The following is a 17385-nucleotide window of genomic DNA, read 5'->3' as shown; positions in this document are numbered from 1 at the left end:
CGGCTTATTTGCCGGCGTTGCCGGCAGCGTTCATGGCCTTGATCACCTTGTCGGTGATGTCGTGCTTGGGGTTGATGTAGACGGCTTCCTGCAGGATGACGTCGTACTTCTCGGCCTCGGCCACCTGCTTGACGACCTTGTTGGCGCGCTCGAGCACCTGGCCCAGTTCCTCGTTCTTGCGTGCGTTCAGGTCTTCCTGGAACTCGCGGCGCTTACGCTGGAAATCACGATCCTGATCCACCAGCTGGCGCTGGCGCGTCACGCGCTGGGTCTCGGCCATGGTGGGTGCCTCGCGCTCAAATTTCTCGGTGGCGCTCTTCAAGGTATTGCCCATGTCCACGAGCTCTTTCTCGCGCTTGGAGAACTCCTGCTCCAGCTTGGCCTGTGCCGCCTTGGCGGTGCTGGCCTCGCGGAAGATGCGGTCGGTATTCACAAAGCCGGCCTTGAACTCCTGGGCCTGGGCAGGTACGGCGGTTGCCAGGCAGCCCAGCAGAATGGCCAGGGGAATATGGCGGGAAAAGGGTTTCATTAGAAAGACGTTCCGATCTGGAATTGCAGTTTCTGGATTCTATCGCCGGCAAATTTGCGCATCGGCTGCGCATAGGCCAAACGCAGCGGGCCAAGTGGGGAAATCCAACTCAGGCCAAGACCTGCGGAGGCGCGCAGCTCGCTCAGTTCCCATTTGTCATCCTCGCCGTACACGTTGCCTGCGTCAACAAACGCGAACCAGCGCAGCGTGCGGTCGTTGCCGGCACCGGGGAACGGCGCGATGAGCTCGGCATTCAGCGTGATCTTCTTGGGGCCGCCCAAAGACGCGCCGGTCACGTCGCGCGGACCCAGCGTGCCCTGGTCGAAACCACGCACCGAGCCCAGGCCGCCCGAATAGAAGTTCTTGAACACGGGAAAGGGCTGGCCGTTCATGCCCTTGCCCAGGCCCAGTTCGCCGTTGAAGGCGATGGTGTACTGCTTGTTCAGCGGTATGTACTGCTGGTACTGGTAGTTGCCGCGGATGTAGCGCGCATCGCCGGCCACGGACCATTCGGTATTCAGGCGCTGGTAGCGTCCCGAATTGGGCGCCAGGGCGCTGTCGCGGTCGTCGCGCGACCAGCCAACGGTGAGAGGCAGGGACCAGCTGGTGTCGCCAAACTCGCGCGCATACGCCAGGTACGCCGCGGGGATGTTCGTGCCTGACTTGATATGCGTCTGCTCCAGGCCACCGCCGAAGAACACGGTATCGGTCTCGCTGAACGGCACGCCAAAGCGCACGCTGGTGCCGGCCGTGACCAGCTCGTAGTCGCCGCCCTGGTATTGGTAGGGCTTGGCCGTGCGGTAGTACAGGTCCAGGGTTCTGGAAATGCCGTCCTGCGTGAAGTAGGGATCGGTGGTGGAGAACACCAGCGTACGGCGGTACTTGCTGGTGTTCACGTCCACGCCCAGGTAGTTGCCCGAGCCGAAGACGTTTTCCTGCTTGATGCCAAAGGACAGCGAGATTTTCTCGGCGCTGGAGAAGCCCGCGCCCAGCTGCAGCGAGCCGGTGGGCTTTTCGACCACGTTGATGACCAGATCCACCTGGTCGGGCGAGCCCGGCACCTCCTGCGTCTCCACGTTGACCTCGGTGAAGAAGCCCAGGCGGTCCACGCGGTCGCGCGACAGCTTGATCTTGTCGCCGTCATACCAGGAGGCCTCGTACTGGCGGAACTCGCGGCGGATGACGGCGTCGCGCGTGCGGTTGTTGCCGCTGACCTGGATGCGGCGCACATAGGCGCGGCGCGAGGGCTCGGCACGCAGCACCAGGGCCACGCGGCTGCTCTCGCGGTCGATCTCGGGCACCGCCTCCACGCGCGCGAAGGCGAAGCCGAAATTGCCGAAGTGGTCGGTGAAGGCCTTGGTGGTTTCGGCCACCTTGTCGGCGTTGTAGGGCTCGCCCGGGCGGATGGTGACCAGGGACTTGAACTCGTCGTCGCGATCGAGGTAGTTGCCCTCCAGCTTCACGCCCGAGACCACATAGCTCTGGCCCTCGGTCACGTTGATGGTGATGGAGATGTCCTGCTTGTCCGGCGAGATCGCCACCTGCGTGGAGTCGATGCGGAACTCCAGGTAGCCGCGCGCCAGGTAGTACGAGCGCAGCGTCTCCAGGTCGGCGTTGAGCTTGGCGCGCGCATAGCGGTTGGACTTGGTGTACCAGCTCATCCAGCCGCCCGTGTCCTGGTCGAACAGGCCCCTGAGCGTGGATTCGCTGAAGGCCTTGTTGCCGACGACGCGAATGTCCTTGATCTTGGCGGGCTCGCCCTCGGTCACGGTGAAGGTGAGGTTCACGCGATTGCGCTCGATCGGCGTGACGGTGGTCACCACCTCGGCGCCGTACAGGCTGCGGTTGATGTACTGGCGCTTCAATTCCTGCTCGGCGCGGTCGGCCAGCGCCTTGTCGAACGGGCGCCCTTCGGTCAGGCCCACGTCGCGCATGGCTTTCTTCAGGGTGTCCTTGTCGAACTCCTTGGTGCCGGCAAACTCCACGTCGGCAATGGTGGGGCGCTCCTCGACCACCACGACCAGCACGTTGCCCAATGCCTCCAGGCGCACGTCCTTGAACAGGCCCAGCGCGAACAACGCGCGGATGGCGGCCGCGCCCTTTTCGTCGTTGTAGTCATCGCCCACGCGCAGCGGCAGCGACGCGAAGATGGTGCCGGGCTCCACGCGCTGCAGGCCTTCGACACGGATGTCCTGCACCTTGAAGGGCGCCAGGGCCCAGGCGGCATGGGAGGCAAAAACCATGGCCACGACGGCCGATGCGGTGCGCACGCCCAGGCGATTGATGTGTTTTCTCATGAGTGAAGCTGGAGCCGCTACCACGGTGCAGTAGCGTCGAAAAGGTTAGCCAAATAGCCGGGTGAGGTCGTTGAACAGGGCGATGGACATCATGAGAAGGAGCACCACGACGCCCCCGCGCTGCAAGCGTTCCATCCAGGCTTCGGATACGCTGCGCCCCGTCAGCCCTTCCCAAAGATAATACATCAGGTGTCCTCCATCCAGGACGGGCAGCGGCAGCAGGTTCAGCACCCCCAGGCTCACGCTGATGAGCGCCAGGAACGTCAGGTACTGCGTCAGGCCCATGCTGGCGGAGCGGCCCGCATAGTCGGCAATGGTCAGCGGCCCGCTCAGGCTCTTCACGGATGCCTCGCCTATCACCATGCGCCCCATCATGCGCAGCGTGAGCACCGAGACCTCCCAGGTGCGCTCGACCCCCTTCCACAGGCCTTCCATGGCGCCGTAGCGCACGTTCACCAGCTCGGGCGCGGCGCCCACATAGGCGCCTATGCGGCCCACGGGGCCGCTCGCCTCTTGCACCACGTCGGGCGTGACATGCAGATCTAGCATCCGCCCATCACGCTCTATGCGCCAGTCCTGCGCCAAAGGCTGGTCGCCGCGCACGCTGGCGCGGATGAGATCGCGCAGTTGCCCGCCATCGACCACATCGCTCGCCCCCAGGCGCAGCACCAGGTCGCCGGCACGCAGGCCCGCACGCTCGGCCGCGCCGCCGGCCACGAGCTCGCCCAGCACGGGGCGCGTCCATGGGCCGACGACGCCTATCTTGCGAAACAGGTGCGCATCGGCGTCGCGCACCTCCAGCTCGCTCAGGGGCAGCACCAGCTGGCGCTCGGAATTGCCGCGCATGGGCCGCAGCAGCAGGCGCACGTTCTCGCCATCGAGCGCGCCACACGTCAGGGTCCAGCGCAGGTCTTCAAACGAGCGCACGGGCTCGCTCTCCTGATCGCCGATGGCCGCGCCCACGACCAGCTCGCCGCCCTGCAGGCCGGCGCGCTGGGCGATGGAGCCGGCCACGGGGCTGGCCAGCAGGGCCTTGGGCTCATCCACGCCGCTCCAGTTGACCAAGGCATACAGCAGCACGGCCAGCAGCAGGTTGGCCAGCGGCCCTGCGGCCACGATGGCCGCGCGTGCGCGCAGCGGCTGGGTGTTGAAGGCCAGGTGCCGCTCCTCGGGCGCCACGGGCGCCTCGCGTTCGTCGAGCATGCGCACGTAGCCGCCCAGCGGGAAGGCGGCAATGACGAATTCCGTGGCTGACCCCTTGGGCTGCCAGCGCACGAGCGGCCGGCCAAAGCCCACCGAGAAGCGCAGCACTTTCACGCCACAGGCCACGGCCACGCGGTAGTGGCCATATTCATGCACGGCGATCAGCAGGCCGAGCGCGACGACGAAGGCAACGATGGTGAGCATGGGCCTGCTTTCTTAAAAATCATAGCTACTTGCGCTTTGCAGGCAATATTTTCACAATGAAAATTGTGTGAAAACCTTGCCATACATGCGCAAGCGGCTCACTTAATTGAAACGCTGCGCCAGCTCCTGGGCCATCGCGCGCGTCTGCGCATCCAGCTCCAGCAAGGCCTGCAGCGTGTCCGGTTTGGAGGGCTGCACGGCCTCCAAAGTTGCAAGATTGAGCGCATGGATCTGGTCGAAGCGTATGCGCTGCTGCAGGAAGGCCTCCACGGCGACCTCGTTGGCCGCATTCAGCACGGCCGTGGTGCCGGGCGCGGCGGCGAGCGCCTGCCAGGACAGGTGCAAGCCGGGAAAGCGCTGTGCGTCGGCCTGCTCGAAGGTCAGCGCCGCCAGCTGGGTGAAGTCGAGCGCGGCGGCGCCGCTCTCCACGCGCTCGGGCCAGGCCAGGCCGCAGGCGATGGGCACGCGCATGTCGGGCGTGCCCAGCTGGGCGATGACGGACGCGTCCCGGAACTGCACCATCGAGTGGATGATCTGCTGCGGGTGGATCACCACCTTGATTTGCTCGGGCGCCAGGTCGAACAGCCAGCGCGCCTCGATCACCTCCAGCGCCTTGTTCATCATGGTGGCCGAGTCGATGGAGATCTTGCGCCCCATGGAGAAATTGGGGTGGGCGCAGGCCTCGGCCGGCGTCACGTCGCGCAGGCTGGCCGGATCGCGCGTGCGAAACGGCCCGCCCGAGGCCGTGAGCAGCACATGATCGACGCGCCGCGCCCAGGTGGCCGGGTCTTCGGGCAGGCTCTGGAAGATCGCGGAATGCTCGCTGTCTATGGGCAGCAGCGTCGCCCCGCCGTCCCGCACGGCGGACATGAAGACCTCGCCGCCGACGACCAGCGCCTCCTTGTTGGCCAGCAGCAATCGCTTGCCGGCGCGCGCCGCCGCCAGGCAGGGCGCCAGGCCCGCGGCTCCCACGATGGCGGCCATGACGGTGTCCACCTGTTCGTGCGACGCTATTTCTTGTATAGCATCAGGCGCTTTCAGTACCTGCGTTGCAAGGTCATTTTGCTTGATTTTCTCGGCCAGCAGGCGCGCGTGCGGGGCGCTGGCCATGACGGCATAGCGCGGGCGGAACTGCGCGCACTGCGCCAGCATCAGGTCCACCTGCGTGGCGGCGCTCAGGGCGAAGACCTCGTAGCGGTCGGGGTGGCGCGCCACCACGTCCAGGGTGCTGGTGCCTATGGAGCCCGTGGAGCCAAGGATGGTGAGTCGTTGTTTCATGCACTAAAAATGAGTGAGCATCATGGCCAGGGGCAGCGTGGGCAGCAGCGCATCGATGCGGTCGAGCACGCCGCCGTGGCCGGGCAGCAGGCCCGAGCTGTCCTTGACGCCGGCGCTGCGCTTGATGAGCGATTCCACCAGGTCGCCCACCACACTCATGGCCGCCATGAAGACCGCGCCGATGGCCAGCAGCCACCAGCCCTGGCGCGCCAGGTGCGTGTAGAGGCTGGGCACGGCCGCCTGCCAGTGCGCATCCCCCGCCACCCAGGCAAGGGCCAGCGCCAGCACGCCGGCCATGCCGCCCCACACACCCTCCCAGCTCTTGCCGGGGCTGATGCCGGGCGCAAGCTTGGCCCGGGTAAAGCGCAGGCCGAAGGCGCGGCCGGCGAAGTAGGCACAGATGTCTGCCGTCCAGACCAGAGTCAGCACGGACAAGAGGAAGTTCACGCCCGCCACACGCGCCTGCGCCACGGCCAGCCAGGCCAGCCACAGCGCCAGCACGCCGCCGGCGACACGCACCAGCCGCGGCACGCGCGGCCAGCCCGCCACGCCGACACGCAGCAACCAGGCACCGCCCAGTACCCAGGCGCCACCGCCCAGGACCCACAGCCAGGGCAGCGGGCGCTGCAGCCAGCCATCGCCCCAGGCAAGGCCGCACAGAGCCAGGCACAACGCACCCAGGGCCAGACTAGCGCCGGCGCCCAGGCCGTTCAGCCGTCCCCATTCCCAGGCGCCGGCGGCCATGAACACCAGCGTGACCGCGGCGAATGGCACGAACGAGGGGTGGAACAAGGCCGGCAGAAAGATCGCCAGCAAGACCAGGGCGGTGATGACACGTTGCTTGAGCATCAAAGCCCTTTCGCGAGATGGGGAAGCGAGGCGCTCAAACGCTCAGGCGCACAGCGGATCGGGTTGCGCCGGCTGCTGCTGCTCGGAGGTGCGGCCGAAGCGGCGTTCACGCGCGGCATAGTCGGCAATGGCCTCGTCGAGCGCGGCCTCGTCAAAGTCGGGCCACAGGCGGTCGCTGAAATATAGCTCGGCATACGCCGCCTGCCACAGCAGAAAGTTGCTGATGCGCTTCTCGCCGCCGGTGCGGATCAGCAGGTCGGGGTCGGGCACATGGGCCATGGCCATGGCCGCGTGCAAGCTGGCCTCGGTGATGGGCTCGCCACGCGCGGCCAGCTTGGCGGCGGCCTGGGCGATGTCCCAGCGGCCGCCGTAGTTGAAGCAGACGTTCAGCGTCAAGCGCGTGTTGGCGGGAGTGAGGGCCTCGGCCTGCTCCAGCGCGCCGCGCATGCCGGCAGACAGGCCGGCGCGCTCGCCGACGAAACACAGGCGCACGCCGTCCTTGGCGAGCTGCGGCACCTCGCGCACCAGGGCCTTGCCCATCAGCTCCATCAGGCCCGAGACCTCGTCATGCGGGCGGTTCCAGTTCTCGGAGGAAAACGCGAATACGGTGAGCACGCCGACACCGCGTGCCACGCAGGCACGCACGCAGCGGCGCAGCGACTCCACGCCCTGGCGGTGCCCCGCCAGGCGCGGCAGAAAACGCCGCGTGGCCCAGCGGCCGTTGCCATCCATGACGATGGCAATGTGGTGGGGCCTGGCGGTCGGTGCTGTGGACATGAGGCCCGTATCAGATGGCCAGGATGTCCTGCTCCTTGGCCGCGACCAGGGAGTCGATCTCTGCGATGTGCTTGTCGGTGGTCTTCTGGATGTCGGCCTCGGCGCGCTTTTGCTCGTCCTCGGACGCAAGCTTGTCCTTGACCAACTTCTTCACGGCCTCGTTGGCGTCGCGGCGCAGGTTGCGCACGGCCACCTTGGAGGCCTCGCCCTCGTTGCGCGCGAGCTTGGTCATTTCCTTGCGGCGCTCCTCGCTCATCGGCGGCATGGGCACGCGGATCAGGTCGCCCAGGCTGGCCGGGTTCAGGCCCAGGTCACTCTCGCGGATGGCCTTCTCAATCTTGGCGCCCATGTTCTTTTCCCAGGGCTGCACGCTGATGGTGCGCGCGTCCAGCAGCGACACGTTGGCCACCTGCGACAGCGGCACCATGGAGCCGTAGTACTCGACATGGATGGAGTCGAGGAGCTGCGGGTTGGCACGGCCCGTGCGGACCTTGGAGAGGTTGTTCTTGAGCGCGGCGATGGACTGGTCCATCTTGGCGTCCAGGTTCTTCTTGATGTCGGCAATCGTCATGTGAAATCCTTCAGCGGGCAGTCAGCGTGCCAGGCACGGCAAAGCCTTCAAGCGTACACCAAGGTGCCTTCGTCCTCGCCCATGACCACGCGCTTGAGTGCGCCGGGCTTCAGGATGGAGAACACGCGGATCGGCAGCTTCTGGTCGCGGCACAGCGCAAACGCCGTCGCATCCATGATGCCCAGATTGCGCGTGATGGCCTCGTCGAACGACAGCTTGGAGTAGCGCGTGGCCGTGGCGTCCTTGTTCGGATCGGCGGTGTAGACGCCGTCGACCTTGGTGGCCTTGAGCACCAGTTCGGCGCCGATCTCGGCACCACGCAGGGCCGCGGCCGTGTCGGTGGTGAAGAACGGGTTGCCCGTGCCGGCGGCAAACACCACCACCTTGCCCTCTTCCAGGTACTGCAGCGCCTTGGGGCGCACATAGGGCTCGACCACCTGCTGGATGTCGATGGCGGACATGACGCGCGCGGTCACGCCCTGCTTGTTCATGGCATCGGCCAGCGCCAGGGCGTTCATCACCGTGGCCAGCATGCCCATGTAATCGGCCGTGGCGCGGTCCATGCCCTCGGCACCGCCGGCCACGCCGCGAAAAATGTTGCCTCCGCCGATCACCACCGCCACCTGCACACCCATGCGCGTGACCTCGGCCACCTCCTGGACCATGCGCACGATGGTGTTGCGGTTGATGCCGAAGGCGTCATCGCCCATCAGCGCCTCGCCAGACAACTTCAGCAGGATGCGCTTGTGGGCTGGTGCGGCGTGGTTCATGGGCAAATCTCCGTAAGGCTGGAACAGGGGGGATGACGGGGGCTTGGGCGATCAGGCGCCCGATTTGGCGGCGGCAACCTGTGCGGCCACCTCGGCAGCGAAGTCGTCGGCCTTCTTCTCGATGCCTTCGCCCACCACGTACAGGGTGAAACCCTTCACGGTGGTGTTGGCGGCCTTGAGCATGGCGGCCACGGTCTGCTTGCCGTCGGCGGCCTTCACGAAGACCTGGTCGGCCAGCGAGACTTCCTTGAGGAACTTCTGCACGGCGCCGTCGATGCGCTTGGCCGTGATTTCGGCGCTCTGCGCGGGCTTGCCAGCGGCGACCAGCTCCTTGTTGGCCTCCTCGGCCTTGCCTTCGGCCACGGCACGCTCCTTGGCGATCAGCTCGGCGGGCACGTCGGCGCTGGTCAGTGCCGCGGGCTTCATGGCGGCCACATGCATGGCCACATCCTTGGCGGCCACGGCGTCACCGTCGAACTCCACCACCACGCCGATGCGCGAGCCGTGCAGGTAATGCGCCAGGTTGGTACCGGCAAAGCGCTTGAAGCGGCGGAAGGACATGTTCTCGCCAATCTTGCCGATCAGGCCCTTGCGCACGTCTTCCAGCGTGGGGCCGAAGCCGTCCTGCTCGTAGGCCAGGGCACCCAATGCGGCGATGTCGGCGGGGTTGTGCTCGGCCACCAGCTTGGCGGCGGCGTTGGCCATGGCGATGAAGCTGTCGTTCTTGGACACGAAGTCGGTCTCGCTGTTGACCTCGATCAGCGCACCCACGTTGCCGCTGATGCTTGCAGCCACCACGCCCTCGGCCGTGACGCGCGAGGCGGCCTTGCCGGCCTTGGTGCCCAGTTTCACGCGCAGCAGCTCCTCGGCCTTGGCCATGTCGCCAGCGGCCTCGGTCAGGGCCTTCTTGCACTCCATCATGGGGGCGTCGGTCTTGGCGCGCAGTTCGGCGACCATGCTTGCGGTAATAGCAGCCATCGGTATTTCTCCAGTGTTTCAGTTCGGTTCGTTGCAGGTATGAAGGCTAAAAAAAAGGGGGCTCACAGGGGCCCCGCTTTTTTTGCGACGCATCGCGCGGCCTGGTGGTCAGGCGGCGTTTTCGTCCACTTCGACGAATTCATCCGTGCCCTCGGCGGCCACGGCCTTGACCACATCGTTCAAGGCGTTGTTCTTGCCTTCGAGGATGGCGTCGGCGATGCCACGGGCGTACAGGGCCACGGCCTTGGCCGAGTCGTCGTTACCGGGGATCACGTAGTCGATGCCCTCGGGGTTGTGGTTGGAGTCCACCACGCCGATCAGCGGAATGCCCAGCTTCTTGGCCTCGGACACGGCGATCTTGTGGAAGCCCACGTCGATCACGAAGATGGCGTCGGGCAGGGCGTTCATGTCCTGAATGCCGCCGATATCCTTCTCCAGCTTTTCCAGCTCGCGCGAGAACATCAGCTGTTCCTTCTTGCTCATGGACTCCAGGCCCGCTTCCTGCTGGGCCTTCATGTCCTTCAGGCGCTTGATCGAGGTCTTCACGGTCTTGAAGTTGGTCAGCATGCCGCCCAGCCAGCGCTGGTCGACGTAGGGCACGCCGGCGCGCTGGGCCTGCTCGGCCACCAGCTCACGGGCCTGGCGCTTGGTGCCCACCATCAGGATGGTGCCGCGATTGGAAGCCAGCTGCTTGGCGAACTTCTGCGCCTCCTGGAACATCGGCAGCGACTTTTCCAGGTTGATGATGTGGATCTTGTTGCGATGGCCGAAGATGAAGGGGGCCATCTTGGGGTTCCAGAAGCGGGTCTGGTGGCCAAAGTGGACACCGGCTTCCAGCATTTCGCGCATGGTGACGGACATGTAAATACTCCGAAGGTTGGGTCTAAAATCCAGCCCCAATAATTGCGCCTTGCAACATGTGTTTCTTTACATGCATTTTGCAGGCCGCAACACCTTTACAGGGCCGGTTTGCGATTTGTTTTGCCGTTCGCCGGCAACAACCGGGCAGCACTCAGCAAAACCCAAAGATTCTAGCACACGCCCATGTTGACCGACCTTATCTCCGCCCGCAGCCAGTTCGCCGCCGGGCAATCTGACGCGGCCGCCGAGCTTGAACGCTGCATCACCGCCGCCGAAGGCCCTGCCTGCGCCCATGTGTTTCGCCAAACCTGCCACGACGAGGCGCGCGCCGTAGCCACCGCGGCGGGCATAGAGCAGTTGCCGTTGGCGGGCCTGGCAGTGTCGGTCAAGGATCTGTTCGACATCCGCGGCCTGACCACCGCCGCCGGCTCCACCGTGCTGGCCGATGCACCACCGGCCCAGGCCGACTGCACGGCCGTGGCGCGCCTGCGCCGCGCGGGTGCTGCCATCCTGGGGCACACGCACATGGTGGAGTTCGCCTTTTCCGGCGTCGGCGTAAACCCGCATTTCGGCACTCCCGCCGCCCATGACGCGCGCTTTGGCGCCCTGCCCGGCCCGGCGCGCGTATGCGGCGGTTCGTCCTCTGGCGCGGGGGTGTCGGTGGCCACGGGTGCGGCCTTCATCGGCCTGGGCTCGGACACGGGCGGCTCGATCCGCATACCGGCGGCCCTGAACGGCATCGTGGGCTTCAAGAACACGGCGCGCCTGGTGCCCACCGATGGCGCGATCCCGCTATCAACCACGCTGGACACGGCCTGCGCGCTCACGCGCAGCGTGCGCGACGCCATCGCCGTGCACGAGATCCTGGCCGCACGGCGCGTTACGCGCAGCCCGGCGCCGCTGTCCACCTGGCGCCTGGCAGTGCCCTCCACGCTGTTTCTGGACGGGCTGGACGAGGCCGTGGCCCGGGCCTTCGAACGCACGCTGGAGCAGTTGCGCCGCGCCGGTGCGCGCATCGCCGAGATCGCCCTGCCCGAGACCGCACAGCTGGCCGAGGTGAACGCCACGGGCGGCTTTTCGGCCGCCGAAAGCTACGCCTGGCACCGTCAGCTGCTGCAGCGGCACGCAAGCCGCTATGACCCGCGCGTGAGAAGCCGTATCGAGCGCGGCGCCGCCATGTCGGCTGCCGACTACATCACCCTGCTGCACGCGCGCCGCGCCTGGATCGAGCGCATGCAGGCAGCCATGGCGGGCTATGACGCCCTGCTCTCACCCACCGTGCCCATTCTGGCGCCCACCATCGCGTCGGTGGCGCCGGGCAGCGAGCGCGACGCGGAGTTCTTCCGCGTCAACGGCCTGCTGCTGCGCAACACCAGCGTGGTCAACATGCTGGACGGCTGCGCGCTGTCGCTGCCCTGCCACCAGGCGGGCGAGTTGCCCGTGGGCCTGATGGTCTGGCAGGCCGCGCTGCGCGACGATGCGGTACTCAATATCAGCCTGCTCATCGAGCAGGAACTACAAAAACAATAGCCTTCCGCGCTTATCACATAAGCGCTGAAGGCCATTTTTCTCCATACTCCATGCAGATCGCCATCGTGGGCGCCGGCATTGCCGGCGCGGCCACAGCCTATGAGCTGGCCGCCGACGGCCACCAGGTGACCGTTTTCGAGCAGCGCGGCGCAGCCGCCGAAGAAGCCAGTTTTGCCAGCGCCGGCCTGCTGGCCCCGGCACTGTTCACACCCTGGGCCCACCCTGCCATAGGCGCGGTCCTGCGCCGCTGGCCGTGGAGCAGCGAGGCCACGCTGCGCCTGGTGCGCGGGGCCGGCGGCGCCGGCCTGCGCTGGCTGTGGCGCTGGCACCAGGCCGGCCGCAGCCCCGCTGCCCTGGGCCAGCTGGCCGCGCTGGAGAGCCTGGGCCGCTACAGCCTGGCGCACACGCGCCAGCTGGCCGGGCAGCTGGACGTGGACATAGAAACCAGCCGCGGCGCCCTGCTGCTGCTGCGCCAGCCCGAATGCCTGGAGCGCGTACAGCCCGCGCTGCAGCTGCTGCGCGAGGCGGGCATGGACCTGGCCGAGGTGGATGCCGATACCGCCCGGCTCATCGAGCCCGGCCTGTCCACCGACACGCCGCTGGCCGGCGCCCTGCACGCCCCGGATGGCGAGGCCGGCAACTGCCGGCTGTTTGCACAAATGCTGCGCCAGGCGGCGCAGAACAGCGGGACGCAATTCCTGTTTGGCACCCGGGTACGCGCGCTCGCCACCGGCCCCACGGGCCTGCTCATCGAGGGCGAGAACGCACCCCGGCGCTTTGATGCCGTGGTGCTGTGCGCGGGCCTGGCCAGTGCCGCCCTGCTGCGCCCGCTGGGGCAGCGCCTGCCCCTGGCGGCCCTGTATGGCTACACCATCAGCGCGCCGCTGCGCGAGGACACGCACGCGCCCCAGGGCGCGGTGATCGACCCGCGGCATCGCCTCATCATCACGCGCCAGGGCCAGCGCGTGCGCGTTTCCGGCGGTGCCGAAATCGGCCATGGCGGCGCCGTGCACCACCCGCCCACGCTGCAGACGCTGTACCTGGCGCTGTCGGGCTGGTTCCCGGGCGGCGCGCACACCTCATCGCCCCAGGTGCAGGTCTGGCGCGGCGCGCGCCCCATGCTGCCCGACGGCGCGCCCGTGATCGGCGCCAGCGGCCTGAGCGGCCTGTGGCTCAACACCGGCCATGGCGCCTGCGGCTGGGCCCAGGCCTGCGGCAGCGCGCACGCACTGGCCGACCTGGTCGCCGGGCGCGTGCCCGCCATCGACCTGCAACCCTTTGGCGTGCAGCGCTTTTAGATCGACGGTGGGCGGCGCCACAATGCGCCCATGCAGCGCATCACACCCGCCCATCCCCACGCCCTGTTCGACTGCGCAGCCACGCGTCGCATCGAAGCCGCGGCCGCCGCGGCCCTGCCGCCGCATACGCTGATGCAGCGCGCGGGCCGTGCCACGGCCCGGCTGGCCCTAGCGCTGGCGCCGCACGCGCGTTGCATCTGGATCGCCTGCGGCGGCGGCAACAACGGCGGCGACGGGCTGGAGGCCGCCATGCTGCTGCACCGCGCCGGCCACCCCGTGCTCGTCACCTGGCTGGGCACGCCCGATGCGCTGCCCGCCGACGCACGCCAGTCCTGGCAGCGCGCGCGCGACGCCGGCGTGCCCTTTGCCGACACCCCGCCTGCGCTCGGCCCGCAGGACCTGTGCGTGGATGCGCTGCTGGGCCTGGGCCTCACGGCGCAGGCCCGCCCCCAGCCACCCGACGCGCGCCTGCTGTCCTGGCTGGCGCAGATGCACGCCGGCCCCGCGCCCACGCTGTGCGTGGACCTGCCTTCGGGCCTGATCGCGGACACCGGCCAGTTCGCGCCCGGGCTCGGCCCCGCCACGGCGGGCGCCCCAGCGGCCGCGCGCCACACGCTGGCCCTGCTCACGCTCAAGAGTGGACTGTTCACCGGCCATGGGCGCGACGCGGCGGGCAGCGTCTGGTTCGACGACCTGGGCGTAACGCCCACCGAGGCACCCGGCGCGTGGCTCGCCGGGCCGCCACCGGCGACGGCGCGCGCCCACGCCAGCCACAAGGGCTGCCATGGCGACCTGGCCATCGTCGGCGGCGAGGGCCTGGCCGCGCGCGGCATGGGCATGACGGGCGCGGCCCTGCTGGCCGCCGGCGCGGCCCTGCACGGCGGCGCCGGGCGCGTGATGCTCGCCCTGCTGGATGACGGCGCCACCGCGGCCCTGCCGCAGCAGCCAGAACTCATGCTGCGCCGCTTCGAGGCGCTGGCGCTGGACCGGACTACCGTGGTCTGCGGCTGCGGCGGCGGCGCCGCCGTGGCCGCCGTGCTGCCGCAGGTGCTGCAGCAGGCGCCGCGCCTGGTGCTGGACGCCGACGCGCTCAACGCCATCGCCGCCGACGCGCAGTTGCAAGCGCTGCTGCGCGCGCGCGGCCAGCGCCCGGGCAGCGCCACCGTGCTCACGCCGCATCCGCTGGAGGCGGCGCGCCTGCTGGCCTGCGGCACGCCCGCCGTGCAGACCGACCGCCTGGCCGCCGCCCGCACACTCGCCGACCGATTCGGCTGCACCGCACTGCTCAAGGGCTCGGGCAGCGTCATCGCCACCCCGGGGCAGCCGCCGCGCATCAACCCCACGGGCAACGCCCTGCTGGCCACGGGCGGCACGGGCGACGTGCTGGCCGGCCTGGTCGGCGCCCGCCTGGCGGCTGCGCCGCTGGCCGACGCCATGACTGCATTCGATGCCGCCAGCCACGCCTGCTGGCTGCACGGCGCCGCGGCAGACCGCTGGCCGCGCGGACAGGCGCTGACAGCAGGGCGCTTGGCGCAGGCGCTGGACTGCTGATTCCATTTCAAGACGCAACAACAACGACACGGATGGTTTGAACGTGGAATGAGACACGGCCACAGGCGGCTGGACCAAATACCCCAACGCCCTGGCGGCTGTCCAGGCTGCTGCCACAGCCGCCGCGACACCGGCCGGCATTGCTGCAGCGCCCGCAAAATCCCCTATCCTTGCGCTCCACTCCCCCTGCAGCGCCAACACGCCCGCGAGCCCCCGCGACGGCTCCGGCTGAAGCCTTCCCAAATGGCGTGCGGATTTATTAAATCAATATAAAACCTTCACCAGAAAATAATTAGAGATTCATGGAAATTACATTCTTCATACTTATGGGGATGCTCATCCTTTCGATGCTGGTTCCCTTTGTCGCCCTCTATGCCGTATCGCTGGTCAAAAGGAAAGATTACGAAACCCATATCAAGATACAAAAGCGGTTATTCTGGACCTGCATTTTCGGTACGCTCATTCTCGAGATTCAGATCAGACTCGCAGGTGGCTCCGGAAACTTTGTCTCGAACGGCACCTACGTAAGCGAGCCTTTTTTCAAGTCCATACTGATCGCCCATATTATTGGCGCTGTTCTGACCTATGCCACCTGGGCGCTGCAGCTTTTCATGGCCAGCCGAAAAAGAAAAGCAGCCGGGACATTCCCGGGAAACTTCCCGGCCATTCACAAAAATCTTGGCTACGTCACCATCGCCGGATTGTTTTACACGGCCATCACGGCGTTGATGGTGTGTACGCTGGCCTTTTTCCTGTAATCGCGCATGGCCTGTCCCTCAGCCATGGGCCACGTCGCTTTCGATGCGGCCATCGACCAGGGTCAGCGTGCGGTCGCACTGCGCGGAGATGCGCGGGTCGTGGGTGACCATCAGCACCGCGCAGCCAAACTCGCGGTTGAAGTCGCGAAACAGCTGGAAGACCTCGGCGGCGGACTTGCTGTCGAGGTTGCCGGTGGGCTCGTCGGCCAGCAGCAGCGCGGGCCGGGTGACTAGCGCGCGGGCCACGGCGACGCGCTGCTGCTGGCCGCCGGAGAGTTGATCGGGCCGGCGCTGTTCGAACTGCGCCAGGCCCACCTCGGCCAGCAGGTGGCGCGCGCGGTCGAGTTGCTCACGCGTGGGTTTGCCGCTGGCCACCATGAGCGGCATCAGCACGTTCTCCAGCACCGTGAACGCCTGGATCAGATAGTGGAACTGGAACACGAAACCGATGCTGCGACCGCGCAATGCCGTGCGCCGGGCATCCTGCATGCCCCGGGTGGGCTCGCCCAGCAGGAACAGCTCGCCCGCCGTGGGCCGGTCCAGCAGACCGATCAGATTGAGCAGCGTGCTCTTGCCCGAGCCGGATCCGCCCACCAGCGCGGTGAAGTCGCGACGCTGCAGGCGCAGATCCAGGCCGTGCAGCACCTCCACCTCGGTGGGCTTGCCGACGTTGTAGCTTTTCCTCAGGCCTTCGAGGCGCAGCACCTCCTGGCCACTGTCGTGCTCAGACATGGCGGATGGCCTCCACCGGATCGAGCGAAGCGGCACGCCGCGCCGGCACGGCGGCCGACAGGGTGCCGGTGAGCGTGGCCAGCGCGGTGGCAAGCATCAGCAGCCACGGATCCACCGGGATGTAGAACAGCTGCGCGACAAAGGCATTGAAGACAGCCACCAGGCCATAACCGGCCACGCCGCCCACCAGCGAGCCGGCCAGGCCGAAGACGGCCCCCTGGATCAGGAATACGCGCAGCATCTGCTGCCTTGTCGTGCCCATGGCACGCAGGATGCCGATCTCGCGCGTGCGCTGCACCACACTCACCGACAGCACGCTGGCGATGCCCAGCGCGACGCTCAGCGCCACGAACACCCCGATCATCCGCGTGGAAAGGCTCTGTGACTGCAGGGCGTTCATCAGCTGGGCGTTGTTCTCTATCCAGCTTTCCGCCTTCAGCCCGGTCAGCCGGGTGATCTGTGCCGCCATGGCCTGTGCATCGAAGATGCTGTCGATCTTGACATCGATGGTCGTTGCCGCACCGGGCAGATTGAGCAGGGACTGCGCCTGCTTCATGTCCAGGTACACGTGGCGCGCATCGAGCTCGCGCACCCCCAGCGCGAAGATGCCGGCCACATTCAGCACGCTCTCGCGCCCCTGGCCGCCATCCACGCGCAGCTTGTCCCCCACGCGCAGGCCAAGATCGGCGGCCAGCTGGCGCCCGATCACCGCGTCACCGGCACCGATGCGGAATGCGCCGGCGATGATCGCGTCCTGGACCGGGGTGATGCGCCGGTAGCGGGGCGGGTCGATCCCGGCCAGCGCCACCGGCAGCGCGGCCTCGCCACGGCGCGCGAATGCCGGCCCCGAGATCACCGGCGACACGGCCGTGAGCCGCGGCAGCGTGTCGAGCACATCGCGCACCTGCTGCCAGTTGTTGATGGAGCGCAGGCGCTGGGCCCGCCGGCCCTCCAGCACCAGCTGCGTGCTGCCCGCCGGGGGCGGCAGGATGCGGTTGCGGTCCTCCGGTGGCTGGATCCTGATGTGCGCCTGGGTGCCCAGGGTGCGCTGGATGATGTTGTTCTGCAAGCCGGTCACCAGCGCGGTGAGAAAGACAAGCACCGCGACGCCCACGGCAATGCCGACCAGGATCAGCGTGCTTTGCACCCGGCCCTCGCGCAGAAACCGGGTGGCGATGGTCCATTCGATCCACATCGGC

The 17385-nt window shown here is 67.5% G+C and carries 16 protein-coding genes; 4 read left to right on the top strand and 12 right to left on the bottom strand.

Going from position 1 to position 17385, the window contains the following annotated elements; translation table 11 throughout:
• Positions 1–4: 4 nt before the first annotated feature.
• From P7644_RS08780 to rpsB, 10 genes are all read right to left on the bottom strand, one after another.
• Positions 5–529 carry an OmpH family outer membrane protein gene (locus P7644_RS08780; protein WP_404302850.1) on the bottom strand — a complete coding sequence of 175 codons (525 nt, stop codon included), beginning with the start codon at positions 527–529 and terminating at the stop codon, positions 5–7.
• Complete coding sequence (gene bamA, locus P7644_RS08775; protein ID WP_404302849.1) at positions 529–2826, bottom strand: outer membrane protein assembly factor BamA; 2298 nt, start codon at positions 2824–2826, stop codon at positions 529–531. Before bamA ends, P7644_RS08780 begins: the two co-directional genes overlap by 1 nt.
• A 45-nt stretch (positions 2827–2871) precedes the next feature.
• The gene (rseP, locus tag P7644_RS08770; RefSeq protein ID WP_404302848.1) at positions 2872–4233 is read right to left on the bottom strand and encodes an RIP metalloprotease RseP; all 1362 of its coding nucleotides are present in this window, start codon (positions 4231–4233) and stop codon (positions 2872–2874) included.
• A gap of 102 nt (positions 4234–4335) precedes the next feature.
• Positions 4336–5511 carry a 1-deoxy-D-xylulose-5-phosphate reductoisomerase gene (ispC, locus tag P7644_RS08765; protein WP_404302847.1) on the bottom strand — a complete coding sequence of 392 codons (1176 nt, stop codon included), beginning with the start codon at positions 5509–5511 and terminating at the stop codon, positions 4336–4338.
• 3 nt (positions 5512–5514) lie between these two features.
• Entirely contained in the window at positions 5515–6360 is an 846-nt protein-coding gene (locus P7644_RS08760) for a phosphatidate cytidylyltransferase (protein ID WP_404302845.1), read from the bottom strand.
• Positions 6361–6402: 42 nt separating this feature from the next.
• Complete coding sequence (uppS, locus tag P7644_RS08755) at positions 6403–7137, bottom strand: polyprenyl diphosphate synthase (RefSeq protein ID WP_404302844.1); 735 nt, start codon at positions 7135–7137, stop codon at positions 6403–6405.
• A 10-nt stretch (positions 7138–7147) separates the two neighbouring features.
• Positions 7148–7708 (bottom strand): ribosome recycling factor, encoded by a 561-nt coding sequence (frr, locus tag P7644_RS08750; RefSeq protein WP_404302843.1) that lies wholly within the window; start codon positions 7706–7708, stop codon positions 7148–7150.
• 47 nt (positions 7709–7755) lie between these two features.
• On the bottom strand, positions 7756–8478 hold the full coding sequence (gene pyrH, locus P7644_RS08745) for a UMP kinase (RefSeq protein ID WP_404302842.1): 723 nt from the start codon (positions 8476–8478) through the stop codon (positions 7756–7758).
• 51 nt (positions 8479–8529) lie between these two features.
• Positions 8530–9456, bottom strand: a complete 927-nt coding sequence (gene tsf / locus P7644_RS08740; RefSeq protein ID WP_404302841.1) for a translation elongation factor Ts — start codon at positions 9454–9456, stop codon at positions 8530–8532.
• A 108-nt stretch (positions 9457–9564) separates the two neighbouring features.
• A complete protein-coding gene (rpsB, locus tag P7644_RS08735; RefSeq protein WP_404302840.1) occupies positions 9565–10317 on the bottom strand; it encodes a 30S ribosomal protein S2 in 753 nt (250 codons plus the stop codon).
• 183 nt (positions 10318–10500) lie between these two features.
• Here rpsB and P7644_RS08730 point away from each other — a divergent pair, with 183 nt between their 5' ends.
• The 4 genes from P7644_RS08730 to P7644_RS08715 all read left to right on the top strand — a co-directional run bounded on the left by P7644_RS08730 (position 10501) and on the right by P7644_RS08715 (position 15454).
• Positions 10501–11847, top strand: coding sequence for an amidase (locus P7644_RS08730; RefSeq protein ID WP_404302839.1), 1347 nt, complete (start codon positions 10501–10503; stop codon positions 11845–11847).
• A 50-nt stretch (positions 11848–11897) separates the two neighbouring features.
• On the top strand, positions 11898–13145 hold the full coding sequence (locus tag P7644_RS08725; RefSeq protein ID WP_404302837.1) for an FAD-dependent oxidoreductase: 1248 nt from the start codon (positions 11898–11900) through the stop codon (positions 13143–13145).
• Between the two features lie 30 nt (positions 13146–13175).
• Positions 13176–14696, top strand: a complete 1521-nt coding sequence (locus tag P7644_RS08720) for an NAD(P)H-hydrate dehydratase (RefSeq protein ID WP_404302836.1) — start codon at positions 13176–13178, stop codon at positions 14694–14696.
• Between the two features lie 302 nt (positions 14697–14998).
• On the top strand, positions 14999–15454 hold the full coding sequence (locus P7644_RS08715) for a DUF420 domain-containing protein (protein WP_404302835.1): 456 nt from the start codon (positions 14999–15001) through the stop codon (positions 15452–15454).
• 18 nt (positions 15455–15472) lie between these two features.
• On the opposite strand, the gene P7644_RS08710 is transcribed toward P7644_RS08715, so the two are convergent.
• A complete protein-coding gene (locus P7644_RS08710) occupies positions 15473–16186 on the bottom strand; it encodes an ABC transporter ATP-binding protein (RefSeq protein WP_404302834.1) in 714 nt (237 codons plus the stop codon).
• A complete protein-coding gene (locus P7644_RS08705) occupies positions 16179–17381 on the bottom strand; it encodes an ABC transporter permease (RefSeq protein WP_404302833.1) in 1203 nt (400 codons plus the stop codon). Before P7644_RS08705 ends, P7644_RS08710 begins: the two co-directional genes overlap by 8 nt.
• Positions 17382–17385 lie beyond the last annotated feature (4 nt).

It is taken from the genome of Alicycliphilus denitrificans, assembly GCF_044792555.1.
GTDB classification, from domain to species: Bacteria; Pseudomonadota; Gammaproteobacteria; order Burkholderiales; family Burkholderiaceae_C; genus Alicycliphilus; species Alicycliphilus denitrificans_A.
Note: the sequence above shows the minus strand (reverse complement) of the source record. Positions and strands in the feature narration are given on the sequence as shown.